17 protein-coding genes are annotated in these 17272 nt (G+C 33.2%); 9 read left to right on the top strand and 8 right to left on the bottom strand.

All coding sequences use genetic code 11. The annotated features are described in order from the left end of the window. The first annotated feature begins 122 nt into the window (after nt 1–122). Genes HNP25_RS15225 through HNP25_RS15215 form a run of 3 tightly spaced genes read left to right on the top strand, consistent with a single transcriptional unit; the run spans nt 123 to nt 2460 of the window. The gene (locus HNP25_RS15225; RefSeq protein WP_184135463.1) at nt 123–530 is read left to right on the top strand and encodes an acyl-CoA thioesterase; all 408 of its coding nucleotides are present in this window, start codon (nt 123–125) and stop codon (nt 528–530) included. Between the two features lie 19 nt (nt 531–549). Continuing rightward, nucleotides 550–1491, top strand: coding sequence for a YihY/virulence factor BrkB family protein (locus tag HNP25_RS15220; protein ID WP_184135462.1), 942 nt, complete (start codon nt 550–552; stop codon nt 1489–1491). Between the two features lie 21 nt (nt 1492–1512). Then, nucleotides 1513–2460, top strand: a complete 948-nt coding sequence (locus HNP25_RS15215; protein ID WP_184135460.1) for a glycosyltransferase family 2 protein — start codon at nt 1513–1515, stop codon at nt 2458–2460. On the opposite strand, the gene HNP25_RS15210 is transcribed toward HNP25_RS15215, so the two are convergent. Next, complete coding sequence (locus tag HNP25_RS15210) at nt 2457–3584, bottom strand: glycosyltransferase (RefSeq protein ID WP_184135458.1); 1128 nt, start codon at nt 3582–3584, stop codon at nt 2457–2459. The two genes, HNP25_RS15215 and HNP25_RS15210, sit on opposite strands and share 4 nt — an antisense overlap. A gap of 83 nt (nt 3585–3667) precedes the next feature. Here HNP25_RS15210 and HNP25_RS15205 point away from each other — a divergent pair, with 83 nt between their 5' ends. After that, nucleotides 3668–4252 carry an L-threonylcarbamoyladenylate synthase gene (locus tag HNP25_RS15205; protein ID WP_310587174.1) on the top strand — a complete coding sequence of 195 codons (585 nt, stop codon included), beginning with the start codon at nt 3668–3670 and terminating at the stop codon, nt 4250–4252. A 22-nt stretch (nt 4253–4274) separates the two neighbouring features. On the opposite strand, the gene HNP25_RS15200 is transcribed toward HNP25_RS15205, so the two are convergent. Then, on the bottom strand, nt 4275–5177 hold the full coding sequence (locus tag HNP25_RS15200) for a lysophospholipid acyltransferase family protein (protein ID WP_310587175.1): 903 nt from the start codon (nt 5175–5177) through the stop codon (nt 4275–4277). Between the two features lie 51 nt (nt 5178–5228). On the opposite strand from HNP25_RS15200, the gene HNP25_RS15195 reads away from it, so the two are divergent. Both HNP25_RS15195 and HNP25_RS15190 read left to right on the top strand, forming a co-directional pair. Next, a complete protein-coding gene (locus HNP25_RS15195) occupies nt 5229–5855 on the top strand; it encodes a WbqC family protein (RefSeq protein WP_184135453.1) in 627 nt (208 codons plus the stop codon). A gap of 158 nt (nt 5856–6013) precedes the next feature. Then, nucleotides 6014–8557 carry an ATP-dependent Clp protease ATP-binding subunit gene (locus tag HNP25_RS15190; protein WP_184135451.1) on the top strand — a complete coding sequence of 848 codons (2544 nt, stop codon included), beginning with the start codon at nt 6014–6016 and terminating at the stop codon, nt 8555–8557. A gap of 87 nt (nt 8558–8644) precedes the next feature. On the opposite strand, the gene HNP25_RS15185 is transcribed toward HNP25_RS15190, so the two are convergent. The 5 genes from HNP25_RS15185 to HNP25_RS15165 form a co-directional block, all read right to left on the bottom strand. Further along, entirely contained in the window at nt 8645–9583 is a 939-nt protein-coding gene (locus HNP25_RS15185; RefSeq protein ID WP_184135450.1) for a bifunctional riboflavin kinase/FAD synthetase, read from the bottom strand. A 95-nt stretch (nt 9584–9678) separates the two neighbouring features. Further along, nucleotides 9679–10392: a tRNA pseudouridine(55) synthase TruB gene (gene truB, locus HNP25_RS15180; RefSeq protein ID WP_184135448.1), complete on the bottom strand. Its 714-nt coding sequence runs from the start codon at nt 10390–10392 to the stop codon at nt 9679–9681. 2 nt (nt 10393–10394) lie between these two features. Beyond that, nucleotides 10395–11183, bottom strand: a complete 789-nt coding sequence (locus HNP25_RS15175) for an undecaprenyl-diphosphate phosphatase (RefSeq protein WP_184135446.1) — start codon at nt 11181–11183, stop codon at nt 10395–10397. A gap of 16 nt (nt 11184–11199) precedes the next feature. Then, nucleotides 11200–11352, bottom strand: coding sequence for a T9SS type A sorting domain-containing protein (locus HNP25_RS22100; RefSeq protein ID WP_184135567.1), 153 nt, complete (start codon nt 11350–11352; stop codon nt 11200–11202). A 129-nt stretch (nt 11353–11481) separates the two neighbouring features. Next, nucleotides 11482–12975, bottom strand: a complete 1494-nt coding sequence (locus tag HNP25_RS15165; protein WP_184135445.1) for a xylulokinase — start codon at nt 12973–12975, stop codon at nt 11482–11484. Nucleotides 12976–13116: 141 nt separating this feature from the next. On the opposite strand from HNP25_RS15165, the gene HNP25_RS15160 reads away from it, so the two are divergent. The 3 genes from HNP25_RS15160 to HNP25_RS15150 all read left to right on the top strand — a co-directional run bounded on the left by HNP25_RS15160 (nt 13117) and on the right by HNP25_RS15150 (nt 16401). Beyond that, nucleotides 13117–13905, top strand: coding sequence for an ABC transporter ATP-binding protein (locus HNP25_RS15160; protein ID WP_184135443.1), 789 nt, complete (start codon nt 13117–13119; stop codon nt 13903–13905). A gap of 2 nt (nt 13906–13907) precedes the next feature. Then, nucleotides 13908–15551 carry a hypothetical protein gene (locus HNP25_RS15155; RefSeq protein WP_184135441.1) on the top strand — a complete coding sequence of 548 codons (1644 nt, stop codon included), beginning with the start codon at nt 13908–13910 and terminating at the stop codon, nt 15549–15551. An 85-nt stretch (nt 15552–15636) separates the two neighbouring features. Next, nucleotides 15637–16401: an ABC transporter ATP-binding protein gene (locus HNP25_RS15150; protein ID WP_184135440.1), complete on the top strand. Its 765-nt coding sequence runs from the start codon at nt 15637–15639 to the stop codon at nt 16399–16401. Here HNP25_RS15150 and HNP25_RS15145 read toward each other — a convergent pair. Next, the gene (locus HNP25_RS15145; RefSeq protein ID WP_229202884.1) at nt 16380–17030 is read right to left on the bottom strand and encodes a SanA/YdcF family protein; all 651 of its coding nucleotides are present in this window, start codon (nt 17028–17030) and stop codon (nt 16380–16382) included. The genes HNP25_RS15150 and HNP25_RS15145 overlap by 22 nt on opposite strands. Nucleotides 17031–17272 lie beyond the last annotated feature (242 nt).

Genomic DNA, 17272 nt, shown 5'->3' with positions numbered 1-17272 from the left:
AGTTGAAGACTAAACAATTATAGCTTTTGGGCAATGCAGAAAGCTAGCTAATTAGCCCAAAGCTCATTGCTCACAACTCAAAGCTCAAAGCTAATTCCTCACAGCTAATAAAAAATCAAACAATGTACCAACACGATTATCAATACAGAGTACGCTACGCAGATACCGACCAAATGGGTTATGTATATTATGGAAACTATGCAAGACTTTATGAAATAGGTAGGGTAGAGGCATTAAGAAGTTTGGGCTTTAGCTATAAAGAAATGGAGGATTCTGGCGTGATGATGCCCGTTTATGAAAATACTTCTAAGTTTATTGCTCCTGCTTTGTACGATGATTTGTTGACTATACGCACTACTATTAAAAACATTCCAGCAGCTAGAGTAGTTTTCTTTTATGAAATTCTCAATAGCAAAGGTACTTTGGTACACAAAGGTGAAACTACTTTGGTCTTTGTAAAGATGGAAAATAATAGATTAACAACAGCCCCGAAAGAATTGTTAGACCGATTAAGCCCATTTTTTGCTTAGTTGGTTATAAAAATTATAAATGCTAGAAAAAATAAAACATACAGAACTCTATTACCGTTTTCGCCTTTTCTTAAAGATTTATCATTTAGAAAATGCAGCAAAAACTTTGTATCAAGTATTAGAAGTACTAATTAATAAAATTCTTCAGTTTGATATTGATGTTCGTGCTGCGGCTGTGGCTTATAATTTTACTTTAGCGATTTTCCCGACGATAATTTTCCTTTTCTCACTAATTCCCTATATTCCTGTCAATCATCTTGATTTAAAAATTATTGCTTTACTTTCAGAAGTATTGCCCAAAGGAATTTTCCACGAAGCACAAGAAACCATTATTGAGATAGTAAGTAAACCACGTGGAGGAGTACTTTCGCTGGGATTTATTTTTGCATTATACGCTTCTACAAGTGGAATGATGGCTTTGATGCGGGCTTTTAATTTGACGTATAAAACCTCAGAACAACGTGGTTTTATTCAAGCAAGGCTGATAGCAGTGATGTTGAATTTCCTACTCACTTTTGTATTAATTGTAGCGATAGGATTCTTGATTGTGGGTCGATTGATGGTAGATTTCTTGTTTGATGAAGGAATTATGAATCGAGATTTTACTTTTTACGCCTTACAATTACTTACATATCTGGTAATATTTTTAGTGTTCTTTATCACGATTTCCATCATTTATTATTGGGCACCTGCCATACATAAAAAATGGAAATTTATCAATGCAGGTTCTATCACGGCTTCAATTCTTACGATACTTATTTCAAATTTGTTTTCTTATTACCTTTCAAACTTTGCAACGTACAATAAACTTTATGGTGCAATTGGTACTTTTATCGCCTTAATGGTTTGGCTGTATTTGGTTGCTTTAGTTTTGATTTTAGGTTTTGAAATCAATGCAAGTATTGCAGAAACTTTATACGGTTCAACCGAATCTAAAAAAGTCATTGAAACAGAAACATAATTAAACAGTTACTTCTACACGATGGAAAATCCTGAAAAACAACCTATTGTTACTGTCATTGCCATCTGTTATAATCATTCCGCATTTCTTCTAGAATCGCTTACTTCAGTAGTTCATCAAACTTATCAAGCTATTCAATTAATTGTAGTTGATGATGCGAGCGAAGATGATAGTCAGCAAAAACTACTTGCTTTTATGCAAGATTATCCATCTGTTCAATGGATTTTTAATGAAAAAAATATTGGCAATTGTAAATCATTCAATCAAGCACTTTTATTGGCTAAAGGGAAGTATATCATTGATTTATCGACTGATGATGTCTTAGAAAAGACCAGAATAGAAAAGCAAGTAAGGTATTTTGAATCATTGAGTAATTCGTATGGTGTAGTGTTTTCAAATGCCATTTTTATAGATGAGCAAGGAAAAACTTTGAGCACTTTATATGATAAAAACCAAAGTATTCCAGAAGGAAATATTTATTCAAAATTGATTGAACAATCTTTTATTTTACCTTCTACGATGATGATAAAAAACGAGGTATTAGATAGTTTGAATGGCTATGATGAAACATTATCCTACGAAGATTTCGATTTTTGGATTCGGTCATCAAGAAATTGGGAGTATGCTTATTTGCCAGAAATCTTAACTTTTCAACGAAAAGTATCTACTTCACTTTCTTCCAGATTTGTTCAAAAAGAGAATCCTTTGGTTGTTTCAACCGTAAAAGTTTGTGCTAAAATATTAAGCTTAAATCGCAATGAAACTGAAAATAAAGTACTTATCAAAAGACTTCATTTAGTGTTAAAACAATGTGTTTTTACAGAGGATTTTGAGGCAGGAGAAGAAGTAATAAAAATGTTGATTGAATTAAAAGGACATACTTTTAAGAGTAAATTGCTTTCTGTAATAATTCAAAAAAGGATTCCATTGAATTTTATATATTTGAAATACAACCAATTCAGAGCTTAATCAATTAATACTTTATGATAGAACTCTACTAGCTTTTTAGCTTCGCTTTCCCAATTATATTGTTTTCGGATCGCTTCTTTACCTAAATTCCCCATTTCTTTCGCTTCTTTTGGGTTTTGAATAAACCAATGAATGGCTTCAAAAATCTCTTGAGTACTTTCAGGATTTACACTGAATCCTGATTTTGTGGAATTAATTACCGATAAACAATGTTCAAAATTTGAAGTAATTACAGGCAAACCCGAAGCCATGTATTCAAACATTTTGGTAGGATAGGAAATACTGTAATCACCAATATCTTTGAGTAAAGCGATTCCAACAAAAGCATTTTTAGCAATTTCGGCTGCTTCTTTAAAGGACGTCATTCCATACACTAAAATATTTCCTTCTAAATCATACTCTTTTATTAAAACTTCCAGTTTTTTAGGGAAATCATTGCTTGAAAAATATCCAAACAAATTCAATTTGATGTTTGGGTAAAGCTTTTTTAATAGATAGATTGACTCCAAGAGTTGTTCAATACATCGATTAACGGAGATTTGTCCGATGTAAAAAATCTCTGGTTCTAAAATATTAAATTGGAAATGGATAAATTCAAAATCATCTTTTCTAGGATAATTTAAAATGACTTCATGATTTTTTCTGATGTTGAGATAACTTGTCAGATAAGTGTTTTCAGCAAAAATTAGGTTGAAATGTTTGGAAGCAAGTTTGTCAAAATATGAAAACAATGATATAAGAATCTTGCTTTTCAGCTTTGTTGGAAGCTTTTTATGAAAATCTTCATAGATGTCAAAAATGATTTTTGTCTTGAGTAAAGAAAATAGATAAGCAATCGGAATTAACTCAATCACATGAATGTGAACGATTTTGGGACGAACTTTAAAATACCAAAACAGGATTTTAGGGAAATTAAAACAGATTCTTTTCCAAAGTTGCGGATAATAATTGATGTGGTAAAAATGGGCTTTTGGTTCATCGTCATCAAGCCTAACAGCTTGAATTACATATACTTCATAGTCTTCAGATAAGGTGCTTACTTCTTTAATGACTCTGGGAGAATAGTTTCCCGTTGCAATATGAAGTACTTTTATTATTTTATTTGATGTTTTAGAGGCGAACATTTTGTTATTTTAGGTACAAGAAATTAAACAATCTGATAAAAACTATGGCTGAATTTATAAAATTATACGAAAAAGGCACCGATATGAAAAGAATAAATCATATTGTTGACTGCCTAAAAAATGGTGGCGTAATTATTTATCCTACCGATACTGTTTATGGAATGGGTTGCGATATTCACAATACTCGTGCTGTTGAGAGAATTTGCCAAATCAAGGGAATAAAACCAAGCAAGAATAATTTTTCATTTATTTGTAATGATTTGAGCCACATTGCAGATTATGCTAAAGTATCTAATACTTGCTTTAAATTAATGAAAAAGGCGTTGCCGGGTCCATTTACTTTTGTTTTAGAAGGAAATAATAAAGTACCGAAAGTATTATCACAAAGTAAAAAAACAGTTGGAGTTAGAATTCCCGACAATGAAATTCCGAGGTTAATTGTTCAAGAACTTGGTAATCCTATTATTACATCATCAATTTATGATGATGACAATATCGTAGAATACTCTACTGATCCAGAATTGATTTTTGAGAAATTTCAAAATCAGGTTGATATTGTGATTGATGGCGGTTATGGCAATAATATGCCTTCAACAATTGTGGATGCTACTTCTGATGATTTTGAAATTATTCGTCAAGGACTTGGTGATTTATCGCTATTCTTGTAAAAATGAAAAAGCTTTTGATGAATCAAGCGTTTATATCGTTTTGATTTCTTTTATGCTTCCATCTTCGATGCGACCATAAGTAAGAAGACGGATTTTGTTTAATCGAAGCATCTAGTGTTTGAACAAAACGCTCAAGAATTTCATTTGGAGTAAGATTTTCGTAGGGAGGACTTGCAATTTCCGAAAGATTCATATCATAATATCCTCGCTTTTTCCTGACAAACTCCATAAAAATTACTGGATATTCAAACTTCCTAGCAATACGTTCTGGTCCAGTAAAAAAGGCAGAATCTTGATTTAGAAAGTTTGTCCAATATGCCGATTTCAAATGACTAGGAATTTGGTCGGCAGCTAAACAAATAGCTCTGATTTTGTCTTTCCTTTCAATCGTTATTTTTATAGTATCTTTTCTTTCTACTAAAAAAGCTCCAAAACGACTTCTGATTTGATAAGTAAGTTTATCAAAAAAAGGGCTGCTAAGTTTTTGATAAACTACATCTAAATTAACGCCCTGTAAGCTAACAGAATGAATAGCCCATTCCCAATTTCCTTGGTGTCCGCCAACAAAAATGATAGGAATGTTATTATCCAAGTACTTTTTTACAACTTCAATATTATTTACTTGCACTCGCTCTGTTACTTCTTCTGCTGAAATACTTATACCTTTGAAGAATTCAATAAAAACATCAGCTAAGTGATGATAAAAGCCTTTAGCAATTTCATTGATTTCATCTGCTGTTTTTTCAGGAAAAGAGTTTCTAAGGTTTTCGATTACTATTTTTTTACGGTACTTAATTACTTTAAATAATAAAAAATAAGCAAAGTCCGAAATGCCATAAAGCACCCAAAATGGTAAAACAGAAAGAATCTTGAAGAAAAGCATATTAACCTTTGTGAATTTGTATTTTTTCTTGGAAAATAGAATGATTTTGTTATAAAAATTTGAAATTAAATCATTCTACTGTATTTTAGAGAAATGATAATTGATTTACAATATTTACCCAGCCTCGAATATTTTGTGAGTTTACTTCAACACGACAATATTGTTATTGAAGCACACGAGTATTACGAAAAACAAAGTTACCGAAATCGTTGTATAATTCAGACAACTAATAAGATTGATACGCTGTCTATCCCAGTAAAAAATGGAAATTCGAAAGTATTAATTCGGGATTTAAAGATAGAATATCATCAAGATTGGATTCGCCGCCATTGGGGAGCAATTCATTCAGCCTACGGGAAATCCCCTTTTTTTGAATATTATTCAGAATATTTTAAAAATATTATCGAAAAAAAGCCTGACTTTTTGTTCGATTTGAATTTGGAATTACTGTCAATTTGTCTTAAACTTTTACGTCTCGAAAAAAAGATTATATTTACAGAAAAATACGAAAAGAATGTAGAAGGGGATTTTAGGAGTAAAATTCATCCCAAAACCAATTTTTTGGAGAATGGGATTTACCAACCAATCGCTTATCGGCAGAACTTTGGCAGTGAATTTGTACCCAATTTATCCATTCTCGATTTACTATTTTGTCAGGGAAGCCAATCTTTAAAGATACTTCAAAGCTCAATCGTAAATGAACAAACAATAATCAATTAGTGTTAAAGATTTAATTTGGAAGATATTTACTGAAAGTAATTATTAAGTAAAGACAGAGATTACCTTCAGCCTCAGTGTAAAGAATAATTGGAATTTCCCATCACTCTTACCAACTGAACTCTGAGGTTTTATAACGCTATAACTCAAAAACTCTAAGCATGGAGGCAAAATTTTCAAACAGAGTAAAAGAGGTTATCTCACTCGCACGTGAGGAGGCAATCAGGCTTGGGCATGATTACATCGGGACGGAACATCTTATTTTAGGAATGATCAGAGAAGGCGAAGGCATTGCTCTTGATTTGATTAAAAAATGTGGAACAAGCCTTGATGATTTACGTGTTACTATAGAACAAGCTACAAAGAGTACGGTTCGATCTACGTACACTATCAAAAACAAGCAAGATATTCCGCTTTCTCGCCAATGCGAAAAAGTGTTGAGAGTCACCTACTTGGAAGCAAGAATTTTTAAAACTAACCTTGTTGGAACGGAACATTTATTAATGGCGATTCTCAGAGATGAGGATAATTTGGCTAAGCAAATTCTTGAGAAGTTCCAGATACATTATGAATTAATTAAGGATATGGTGGAATATCAATCAAACCCTAATATCAAATCTGGGCCATCTGATACAGATGACAACGATGATGATGCAAGAATGTTTGCGAGTGGGAATGCAGCTGGAGGAAGTTCTACTACTAATAAAGGAACAGAAAAGTCTAAAACTCCTGTTTTAGATAATTTTGGTAGAGATTTAACAAAAGTTGCTGAAGCTGGTAAATTAGACCCAATTGTTGGGCGTGAAAAAGAAATAGAAAGAGTAGCTCAAATTCTTTCTCGTAGAAAGAAAAACAACCCAATCTTGATTGGTGAGCCTGGTGTTGGTAAAACTGCTATTGCTGAAGGTCTAGCATTAAGAATTGTTCAGAAAAAAGTATCTCGTGTTTTATTTGGAAAAAGAGTTGTTACGCTAGATTTGGCTTCGTTAGTGGCTGGTACAAAATACCGTGGTCAGTTTGAAGAAAGAATGAAAGCAGTAATGAATGAATTGGAAAAATCACCAGATGTGATTTTGTTCATTGATGAATTGCATACGATTGTCGGTGCTGGTGGAGCTTCGGGTTCTTTGGATGCTTCAAATATGTTCAAACCAGCTTTGGCTCGTGGTGATATTCAAGTTATCGGAGCTACTACTTTAGATGAGTATCGTCAATACATTGAGAAAGATGGTGCTTTGGCTCGTCGTTTCCAAACAGTAATGGTAGATGCAACTTCTATTGAAGAAACCATTGAAATTTTGAATAACATCAAAGATAAGTACGAAGATCATCACCACGTATCTTATACAGATGAGGCAATTGAACAAGCAGTAAAATTATCTGAACGTTATATTTCTGATAGATTCTTGCCAGATAAAGCGATTGATGTAATGGATGAAGTAGGAGCGAGAGTTCATATTTCAAATATTACTGTTCCTGAAGATATTGTTCGTTTGGAAGAAGCCATCGAAAATATCAAGAAAGAGAAAAATGCAGTAGTGAAATCGCAGAAATACGAAGAAGCTGCTCAATTACGTGACCGTGAAAAACGTTTGTTAGACCAATTAGACCGTGCAAAACGTGATTGGGAAGAAGATACCAAACGTCGTCGTTATACAGTGTCAGAAGAAAGTGTTGCCGAAGTAATTGCACAAATGACTGGTATTCCAGTAAATCGTGTAGCAGCTACGGAAGGACAAAAACTTTTGAACATGAATGAAGAATTACAAGGAAAAGTAATCGGACAAAATCCTGCGATTGCTAAACTTGTAAAAGCGATTCAACGTACTAGAGTTGGCTTAAAAGATCCTAAAAAACCAATCGGTTCATTTATTTTCTTGGGACCAACAGGTGTAGGTAAAACAGAATTAGCGAAGGTTTTAGCAACATATTTATTTGATAAAGATGATGCCTTAGTGAGAATTGACATGAGTGAGTACATGGAGAAATTCAGTGTATCTCGTTTAGTTGGAGCTCCTCCGGGATACGTTGGTTATGAAGAAGGTGGACAATTGACAGAAAAGATTCGTCGTAAACCTTATGCGGTTGTATTATTAGATGAAATCGAGAAAGCTCACCCAGATGTATTTAATATCTTGTTGCAAGTATTAGATGATGGTATTTTGACTGATGGTTTGGGAAGAAGAGTAGATTTCCGAAATACAATCATTATCATGACTTCAAATATCGGTGCAAGAGATTTGAAAGACTTCGGAACTGGCATTGGTTTTTCTACAAAAACTAAAGTTGATGGAGTAGATGAAGCGATGAAAGGAACTATTCAGAATGCTTTGAAAAAGGCTTTCTCTCCAGAGTTCTTGAACCGTTTGGATGATGTAATTGTGTTTAATTCATTAGAACGTGAACATATTCACCAAATCATCGACTTGATGTTGAATAAGTTGTTTGTTCGTATTACAAATCTTGGATATACGGTTGAATTGACCGAAAAAGCAAAAGACTTTATTGCTGAAAAAGGTTATGATTCTCAATATGGTGCAAGACCGCTAAATCGTGCTATTCAACGTTATTTGGAGGATCCAGTAGCTGAAGAAATTTTAAAAGGTGATTTAGCCAATGGCGATGTAATCTTAGCAGATTACTCTGGTGAAGGCGATACATTAACACTTTCAAGAATTCTTGCAACTACTGCAACAGAGGAATAAAGAGTAATCTTAAATAGAAAAAGGTCGGTTCATTTATTTGAATCGACCTTTTTTGTTGGTATGCAAAAATAATATTTTGTTTGTCGTTTAAATTCTAGTACTTTGTAATATATCTTTAATTACCTCTTGGTCTTTGGCTATTTGTGCTTTTAGGGCATCTAAACCACTGAATTTTTGCTCGTTTCGGACTTTCGTAATAAATTCTACACTAAGGTTTTCTCCATAAATTTCTCGATTGAAATCGAAAATATTCACTTCGATTGTCTGATAAGTACCATCTACCGTCGGGCGATTACCAATATTTAACATCCCTCCAAAAGTTTCATCGTTGTAATGTACTTTCACGGCATAAACACCATCTGTAGGAATTAATTTAGCAACTTCCCTTACTTGAATATTAGCAGTTGGAAAGCCAATTGTTCTACCTAATTGTTTGCCTTTTACAATGAGCCCAGAAATAGAGTAATTTCTACCCAAAAGATGATCGGCAGATTGAACATTTCCTTCTAATAATGCTTTCCTGATTTTTGAAGAACTTATGCCAACGTTATCAATATCTCGACGGGCAATTTCTTCTATTGAAAAGCCATATCTTGAAGCATTGGTTTTTAAGTAATCGAATCCTCCCTCACGATTTTTTCCAAAACGATGGTCGTAGCCAATCACTAGCGTTTTAGTACCAATGGTTTCAATAAGAATTTTTTGGATAAATTCTTCGGATGAAAGCTCTGAAAATTCTCTGGTGAACGGAATTATCAAAAGATGTTGTACACCATTTTGTTCTAAGAGTTCAATTTTTTCATCAAGTATAGAAAGTAACTTAATGGTTTGATTATCAGACGAAATAACGCTTCGTGGATGTGGATAAAAAGTAATGACAACACTTTCTCCTTGGGTCTGTAAAGCTACTTCATTCAAGCGATTTAATATTTTTTGATGTCCAAGATGTACACCATCAAATGTTCCGCTAGTGACTACCGCATGGTCTAATTTTTTGAATTCCTGTATTCCGTGATAAACTTGCATTTTTATATTTGCTCTGTTCAAAGTCTTTTTGTGAGTTGGACGAAAACAGCGTTTTATTCTTTACATTATTACTTATTACAATAATTTTTAAATTATTAATCTACCTTTCTTTGCTCAATAAATTCCTGAATCGTTAGTGCATTTTTAACATCAAATTTACCAATTTTTTCTCTACGTAATGAACTTAAATAAGCGCCTGATTGGCAAGCCAAGCCAAAATCACGCACCAAACTTCTGATGTACGTACCTTTTGAGCAAACGATTGTGAAGCTAATTTCTGGAAAATTACTGCTATCAATGTCAAATTTAAAAATTTCTACTTCTCTTGATTTGATTTCAATATCAGCATCTGTTTTTCCTTTTCTGGCTAATTCGTAAAGCCTTTTGCCATTTACTTGAATGGCAGAGTAAATCGGAGGAATCTGTAAAATTTTCCCTTGAAATTTACTTAAAGCATCTTGAAGTAGATTTTCGTTGATATGTTCAATTGGTAACTCTTCTTCAAATGCTGTTTCTAAGTCTATCGAGGGCGTTGTTTTTCCTAAAACAAAAGTGCCTGAATATTCTTTTTCTTGTGCTTGGAAAGAATCAATTTGCTTGGTCATTTTTCCTGTGCAAAGGATTAATAAACCAGTTGCTAGTGGGTCTAGTGTACCAGCATGACCGATTTTTTTGAATTTACCAGCAAATTTTAATTTCTTAACGACATCAAAAGATGTCCAAGTAAGGGGTTTATCAATCAATAAAACCTCCCCAGGGTCTGGAGAGGTCTGATTGATATTCTTTTGTATAATTTCTTCTTGATTCATTATTAATGTGAGCCTACCGTCAAAGCTAAAATGACGATTCCGACGATGATACGATAAATGCCAAAATATTTAAAACCATATTTGTTCAAAATAGTAATGAAAAATTTGATGGCTAAAACAGCAACGATAAATGCAACAACATTTCCGATGGCTAAAAGTTTAATTTGATCTCCTGTAATACTTCCCTCATCAGAGATGAATTTTAATAACTTATACCCAGTTGCCGCTGTCATTGTTGGAACTGCCAAGAAGAAAGAGAATTCTGCTGCTAAACTTCTGCTTAATTTTTGTTGCATTCCTCCAATAATTGTAGCAGCACTTCTACTTAAACCAGGAAACATTATGGCTAAACATTGATACGCTCCGATTTTAATCGCTGTTACATTATTAATATCTGGTTCTTCTGTAATTACTGGATTTTTGAACCAATTATCTACAAATAATAAAATGATACCACCAACTAACAATACTGTAGCAATAAAAACAGGACTACCCAAATGTTCATCAATAAGATCGTCAAATAATTTTCCGAAAATTAAAGCAGGAACAACGGCTAAAGCAAGTTTTACATAAAACTGCCATTTAGAAAAGTCAAAAAACTTTTTCCAGTACAACACTACTACAGCCAAAATAGCTCCAAGTTGAATACAAACTTCAAAAAGTTTGGTGAATTTGTCATTCTCAATGCCTAGATAAGAACTCATCAATACCATGTGTCCTGTAGAAGAAATTGGAAGGAATTCAGTTAAGCCTTCGATAATTGCAAGTATAATTGCTTGAATTGTTGACATTGGTTTAAGGGATATTTTATTCTAAAATAAATTTCTGACTGTAAATCTCTTGATTATTGTTGATTATCACAAGATAAAGCCCTTTTTTCAAGCCTGATAAATCCAAAGAAATTAAATCTTGATTTGAAAAAGGTTGCTCAAATACTTTATTTCCTAAAAAATCTAAGATGGATACAAGCTTTTGCTTTCAATAGTATGATTAAAAAACGAGTACACTCATTTGATTTAAGTCATAAAAAAACGCTTCACTATTTTTTGAAAAATAGTGAAGCGTCCTGGGAAATTATCAAACTAGCAATTAATCATTAGCCAATTGATTATCAAGAATATTTTTCCAATCTTGATAAATATCTTGATAGGTTGAAGCTTTTTGAGTTTCTGGCTCAACAACACCTATTTTTTCCATATTCACAAAAGCATCTTTTGGATTTGAAAAGTATCTCACCCCAATACCTGAACCTAAAGCGGCTCCTTTTGCACCATCAGTATCATATAATTCTACAGCAACGCCAGTTACATTTACCAATGTTTGCGAGAAAATATCACTTAAAAACATATTGGCTTTTCCTGCTCTGATGACTGATGGAGAAGTACCATTCTCTGCCATGATGTCCATGCCGTATTTTAAAGAATAAGCGATTCCTTCTTGTGCTGCACGAATAATATGAGCATTTGCATGAGCATTCAAATTTAAACGTTGGAAAGTAGCACCAATTACTTTATTTTCAAGTACTCTTTCAGCTCCATTGCCAAATGGTAAAATTCTTAAACCATCAGCACCTTCATTTACTTTTGAAGCAAGGGCATTCATTTCTTGATAGCTTAATCCACTTGCTACATTATCACGAACCCAACGATTTAAAATTCCTGTTCCATTGATACATAATAGCGTTCCTAAGCGATTAAGCCCATTTAATTCATGATTCACATGGGCAAAAGTATTTACTCTTGATTTTGGATCATAACTTACTTTGTCTGAAACTGAGTAAATCACACCTGAAGTTCCTGCTGTAGCAGCTACTTCACCTGGGTCAAGGACGTTTAATGAAAGTGCATTATTGGGTTGGTCACCTGATTTATAAGTAACTGGAATTCCAGCTTTTAAACCTAAAGCATCTGCAATTGAACTTTTTACTTCTCCATGATTTGAAAACAATGGACGAATTTCTGGTAAAATTGTAGCAGGAAAACCGTAACATTTCATCACATCTTCAGAAACGCCATTGGTTTGAAAATCCCAGAAGATACCTTCCGAAAGTGCTGAATTTGAAGTAGTAATCTCTCCTGTGAGTTTCATGGCAATAAAATCGCCTGGAAGCATGATTTTATAAATAGAGCCATAAATTTTAGGTTCGTTTTCTTTTACCCAAGCTAACTTAGAAGCCGTGAAATTTCCAGGAGAATTCAGTAAATTAGAAAGACATTTTTCATGCCCAATTTTATCAAAAGCTTTTTTGCCTATTTCAACAGCACGGCTATCGCACCAAATAATTGAAGGACGTAAAACACTTAGATTTCTATCTACAATTACTAATCCGTGCATTTGATACGCAATTCCGACCGCTTGAATATCTTTAGGATTGTATTTCCCTGACGAATTACATCTTTGAATCGCTTCTTGCACGCAAGTCCACCACATTTCTGGATCTTGTTCTGCCCAGCCATCAAAAGGAGATGAAATGGTGTTTTCAGTGTCTGGATATTGTGCGGAGGCAACTAGCTTGCCTGTTGAGCCATCTACAACAGATGCCTTGATGGAAGAAGTACCTAAATCTAAGCCTAAAAGTAACATAATCAGAGTTTGTAAGTAATTGAGATTATTTGGTAATTTTTATTGACTACCTTGTTGCAAAAATATAGAAAAAACCGCTAATGTTCTATAGTGTTCTAGTTATATTTTATTTTAAATCATAAATTAAACCAAAACAAAAAAATGGAAGAACTTAAACCCGTTATTTCGATCCGAAATCTACGAAAAAGCTATGGCGAAAAAGAAGTCTTGAAAGGCATCAATCTTGATATTTACAGAGGCGAAATTATTGGCTACATTGGTCCAAATGGTGCAGGTAAAAGTACTACTTTAAAAATCTTAATTGGCACTTTAGGCGATTTTTCTGGCGAAGTTTCAATTTTGGGCTATGATGTTACCAAAGATGCAATGGAAGTCAAGAAACACATTGGTTATGTACCTGAAAACGCCATGCTTTATGAAGTACTTACGCCAATGGAATATCTTTTATTTATCGGTCGCTTGTATCATTTAGAAGATGTTCAGATTGAAAAAAGAGCGACAGAACTACTTTCTTTGTTTGGATTGAGTGAAGTAATTGATACCAGAATGAGTACATTTTCAAAAGGAATGCGACAAAAAGTATTATTGATTTCGGGTTTGATTCATAATCCTGAAATTGTTTTCTTGGATGAACCACTTTCTGGTTTGGATGCTAATGCAGTGATTTTGGTAAAAGAGATTCTAGCAAAATTGAAAGAAGCTGGTAAAACAATTTTGTATTCTTCGCACATTATGGATGTTGTTGAAAAATTATCTGACCGTATCGTAATCATCAATAATGGTGAAATTGTCGCTAATGGTACTTTTGAAGAACTAAAAACACAAGGTTCCGTGGCTTCGCTTGAAAGTGTTTTTGGAAGTTTGACAGGTGGAAATCAAGAAAATCAAACCCGTGCCGACGATTTTATTCAAGCTTTATCTTCTCAATAATTATGACAAAATTTATTCTTTATATTCTTGATAAACTTCAATGGCTTTTCAAATGGCTGGCGGTAGATTATCATTCATTAAGAGCCATCGTTGAAGTAAAATTGATGATGGAAAACCGCCGAGTTCATGGTTTACAAAGAAATCAAGTACAGAAAAAAGAGCAAAGTAATACATTTTTGAAATCATTACTCTTTCAAGCAATTTTTAGTTTTATTTATGGGCTGATGATACTTTTCATCAAGCAACCAGTTTATTTAGTGATGATGTTGAGCTTCGCTTTTATCATGTTTATGGTAGCTTTCAACATGATTTCAGATTTTGCTGAAGTACTTTTTGATACAAGTGATAATGTTATTTTACTTCCTCGCCCCGTAGAGGGAAAAGTAATTTGGATGGCTCGCTTGATTCATATTATTGTATTTTTAGGTGCTTTGACCTTGGCTAATTCTTTAGGTTCAATCGTTTTTACAACTTTCAAATTTGGTTGGCAAGCAGGTTTACTCTTCTTCATTTGTGTGATTTTACTTTGCTTGATTACCATTTTTCTGACAAGTATTTTATATTTATTATTGACAAAAGTAGTTTCTGAAGAAAAACTAAAAGATATTATTGGTTATGCACAAATTGCTTTTTCAGTTTTTATAGCGGTTGGCTATCAGTTTATAGCAAGAACAGATAAATTGATTGGCACAGAAACACAAGAAATTGTCATAAAATGGTGGCATTATCTAGTGCCTCCAGCTTGGTTTGCTGGTGTGATGGAGGCTTTTGTGGCAAAACACTTTGAATTGCCTTACATGATTTTTACTCTTTTGGTATTAATAGTGCCTTTTGCTTCTTTGTACATCATCAATAATTACTTATCGCCACTTTTTGCCAAAAGTTTATCAGGTTTAGGAACGCCAGAAATTACAGAAAAAAGAGCTGTGAAAACAGCGAAAAAAAGTACTTTTTTGAATGTACTTTCTGGAATTTTTACAAAAACAACTTTGGAGAAATCAGCATTTGAATTGGTTTGGATTATCACCGCTCGTGACCGAAAATTTAAAGTAAGAGCTTATCCAATCTTCGGAATGCTGATTTATTTTATCTACAATTATTTTACGCAAAGCCAAAAAGAAGATGTAAATGTCTTGATGATTTTATATTATACCATGTTCCTCATTTGGATTTTTTCTCAACAAATCTACATTTCCGACGACTGGAAAGCCTCTTGGGCTTATCGTGTTGCTCCACTGACAAATCCTGGAGAAGTATTATTGGGTTCTTTGAAATCAATATTAGTTAAAGTTGGTCTTCCTATTTTTATTATTATTGGAGCTATTTTGATTGGAAAAGCTGGTTTTGGAATGATTGACGATATTCTTTTTGCGATGTCAAGTACACTTTTATTTATCAGTTTAAATGTCTTAACGGGGGAATTTTCATTGCCTTTTTCAATGGAAATGGCTAATGCTAAAGTAAAAGGGAATCAATGGTTGAAGTTTCTATTCTTGTTTTTGGTAGCTCCGATATTAGGTTTTGTTCATTACTTTATTGGAAAAACCACCTACGGTTTAATTACTTTAACGCCCATCTTACTAATAATTGCCTTACTTTTGCTGAAAGAATACCGAAAAATAGGCTGGGATAGGATTAAAGAGTGATTCTAACGCTTTATCAAATATTGAAAATATCATTTTCGGCTTAGGATTGTAATAATCTTAAGCCGAATTTTATTTAACGTAATAGATGCTTAAATTAGAAAATATTACCAAAAAGTACGAAAATAGAATTGTTGTTGATGATCTTTCCATAGAAGTATTGGCGGGTGAAATATTGGCAATAGTAGGAGAGAGTGGTTCTGGAAAAACGACTTTTTTAAACATTATTTCAGGCAATATCATGCCTGATGCTGGTAAGCTTTGGCTGGATGAAGAAGCTATAGATTTATTTTTTAACCGATTGATTAGAGATTTTCCTAATATTAAGCTCGTCCCTCAAGACTATCGACTAAAACCTGAACATAAAATTTGGGAAAATATTGACCTTGCTCTTACTGAATATACGCATGAATATCGAAAAAAGCGAGTAAGCGAATTATTAGAACTTTGTGGAATTACTGCGATTAAAGATAAAAAGCCAAGAGAAGTATCTGGTGGAGAAAAGCAAAGAACTGCCATCGCTCGTGCCATTGCTGAAGAACCCAAAGCTTTATTGTTAGACGAACCTTTTAGTAATTTAGATTCTATCAATAGAAGTCATTTACGTTCGAAAATTGTCGAGATTATTAAAAAAGAAAGTATTGCTTGCGTATTGGTAACGCATGATTTACTAGATGCCTTTTTAGTGGCAGATAAAATTGCGATTATGCGTCAAGGAAAAATATTAAAGATTGATACGCCTGAAAAGATTTTTCAAGAAAAAGAAGATGAGTACATCAAACATTTTGTAAAAAGTGCTATTGAGCCTATTAAAATGTTTGAAGAAAGATATTATTCTTCTTCCGCTTCCTGATACTTGGCTCTGTCAAATACATAGACATCAAGAATCGCTTTTGGGCGAGCAAGATATTCTCTAAAGTAAGTTTTATAACCCGATTGTACGTCTTGAGCCGCAAAAGCTACAGCATCCAGTCCTAAATTATTGGCAAGAAACAAGGCTCTGGCATTATGTGTAGGTTGAGAAATAATCGTAAATTTTTGCTGATTAAATACTTCTTTGCAACGAATGATAGAATCATAGGTACGGTAACCAGCATAATCAAGGATTAACACGTTTTCAGGAACCCCCAAACGCATCAAAGATTTTTTCATGTCGTTGGGTTCGTTGTAAAAAACAGAGTCGTGATTGCCACTAAGAATCAAAAACTTTACTTTACCTTCTTTGTACAAACGAGCTGCCGCTTCCATTCTGTATTTGTAAAATAAATTCGTTTTTCCGCCTTGTACAGCTTTACTTGTACCCAATACTAAGCCAACGTCATTTGAAGGTAATTTATCGAGACTGTAATAATTACGGTCATCAGTAGAATAGACAATCCAGATATTACACATTAAAATACCAATCAACGCAAAGAAAATCAATGCGATGATTCCTTTGAAGAACCATTTTACTGATGTTGTGAAATCTAATGGTTCACTCAATGATATTTCATAGGTATTTTTCAGTGCTAATAATCATTTATTGTGGAAGTTGCTGATTATAAATATATTAAGTAATTGTCAGATTTAAAAATAAGTGTTTACTTAAAATTTGTGAAACACTCATAAAATATCTTTTGTTATCTTTTTTGGCTTTCCTTGAAAATTGTTTTTCAATATTCATTCATAATAAAATCCACTCATATTCTGGGTGGATTTTTCATTTTATTTGAGGTGATTTACTT

It is taken from the genome of Arcicella rosea (genome assembly GCF_014204325.1).
Classification (GTDB): domain Bacteria; phylum Bacteroidota; class Bacteroidia; order Cytophagales; family Spirosomataceae; genus Arcicella; species Arcicella rosea_A.
Note: the sequence above shows the minus strand (reverse complement) of the source record. Positions and strands in the feature narration are given on the sequence as shown.

Bases quoted from the DNA above. Each gene is read 5' to 3' on its own strand.
- HNP25_RS15205 (WP_310587174.1), top strand. From the start codon at position 3,668: ATGAAAAGAATAAATCATATTGTTGACTGCCTAAAAAATGGTGGCGTA.
- HNP25_RS15185 (WP_184135450.1), bottom strand. From the start codon at position 9,583: ATGCAAGTTTATCACGGAATACAGGAATTCAAAAAATTAGACCATGCG.
- HNP25_RS15175 (WP_184135446.1), bottom strand. From the start codon at position 11,183: ATGTCAACAATTCAAGCAATTATACTTGCAATTATCGAAGGCTTAACT.
- HNP25_RS15215 (WP_184135460.1), top strand. From the start codon at position 1,513: ATGGAAAATCCTGAAAAACAACCTATTGTTACTGTCATTGCCATCTGT.
- HNP25_RS15150 (WP_184135440.1), top strand. From the start codon at position 15,637: ATGCTTAAATTAGAAAATATTACCAAAAAGTACGAAAATAGAATTGTT.
- HNP25_RS15210 (WP_184135458.1), bottom strand. From the start codon at position 3,584: ATGTTCGCCTCTAAAACATCAAATAAAATAATAAAAGTACTTCATATT.
- HNP25_RS15165 (WP_184135445.1), bottom strand. From the start codon at position 12,975: ATGTTACTTTTAGGCTTAGATTTAGGTACTTCTTCCATCAAGGCATCT.
- truB (WP_184135448.1), bottom strand. From the start codon at position 10,392: ATGAATCAAGAAGAAATTATACAAAAGAATATCAATCAGACCTCTCCA.
- HNP25_RS15155 (WP_184135441.1), top strand. From the start codon at position 13,908: ATGACAAAATTTATTCTTTATATTCTTGATAAACTTCAATGGCTTTTC.
- HNP25_RS15190 (WP_184135451.1), top strand. From the start codon at position 6,014: ATGGAGGCAAAATTTTCAAACAGAGTAAAAGAGGTTATCTCACTCGCA.
- HNP25_RS15160 (WP_184135443.1), top strand. From the start codon at position 13,117: ATGGAAGAACTTAAACCCGTTATTTCGATCCGAAATCTACGAAAAAGC.
- HNP25_RS15225 (WP_184135463.1), top strand. From the start codon at position 123: ATGTACCAACACGATTATCAATACAGAGTACGCTACGCAGATACCGAC.
- HNP25_RS15195 (WP_184135453.1), top strand. From the start codon at position 5,229: ATGATAATTGATTTACAATATTTACCCAGCCTCGAATATTTTGTGAGT.
- HNP25_RS15220 (WP_184135462.1), top strand. From the start codon at position 550: ATGCTAGAAAAAATAAAACATACAGAACTCTATTACCGTTTTCGCCTT.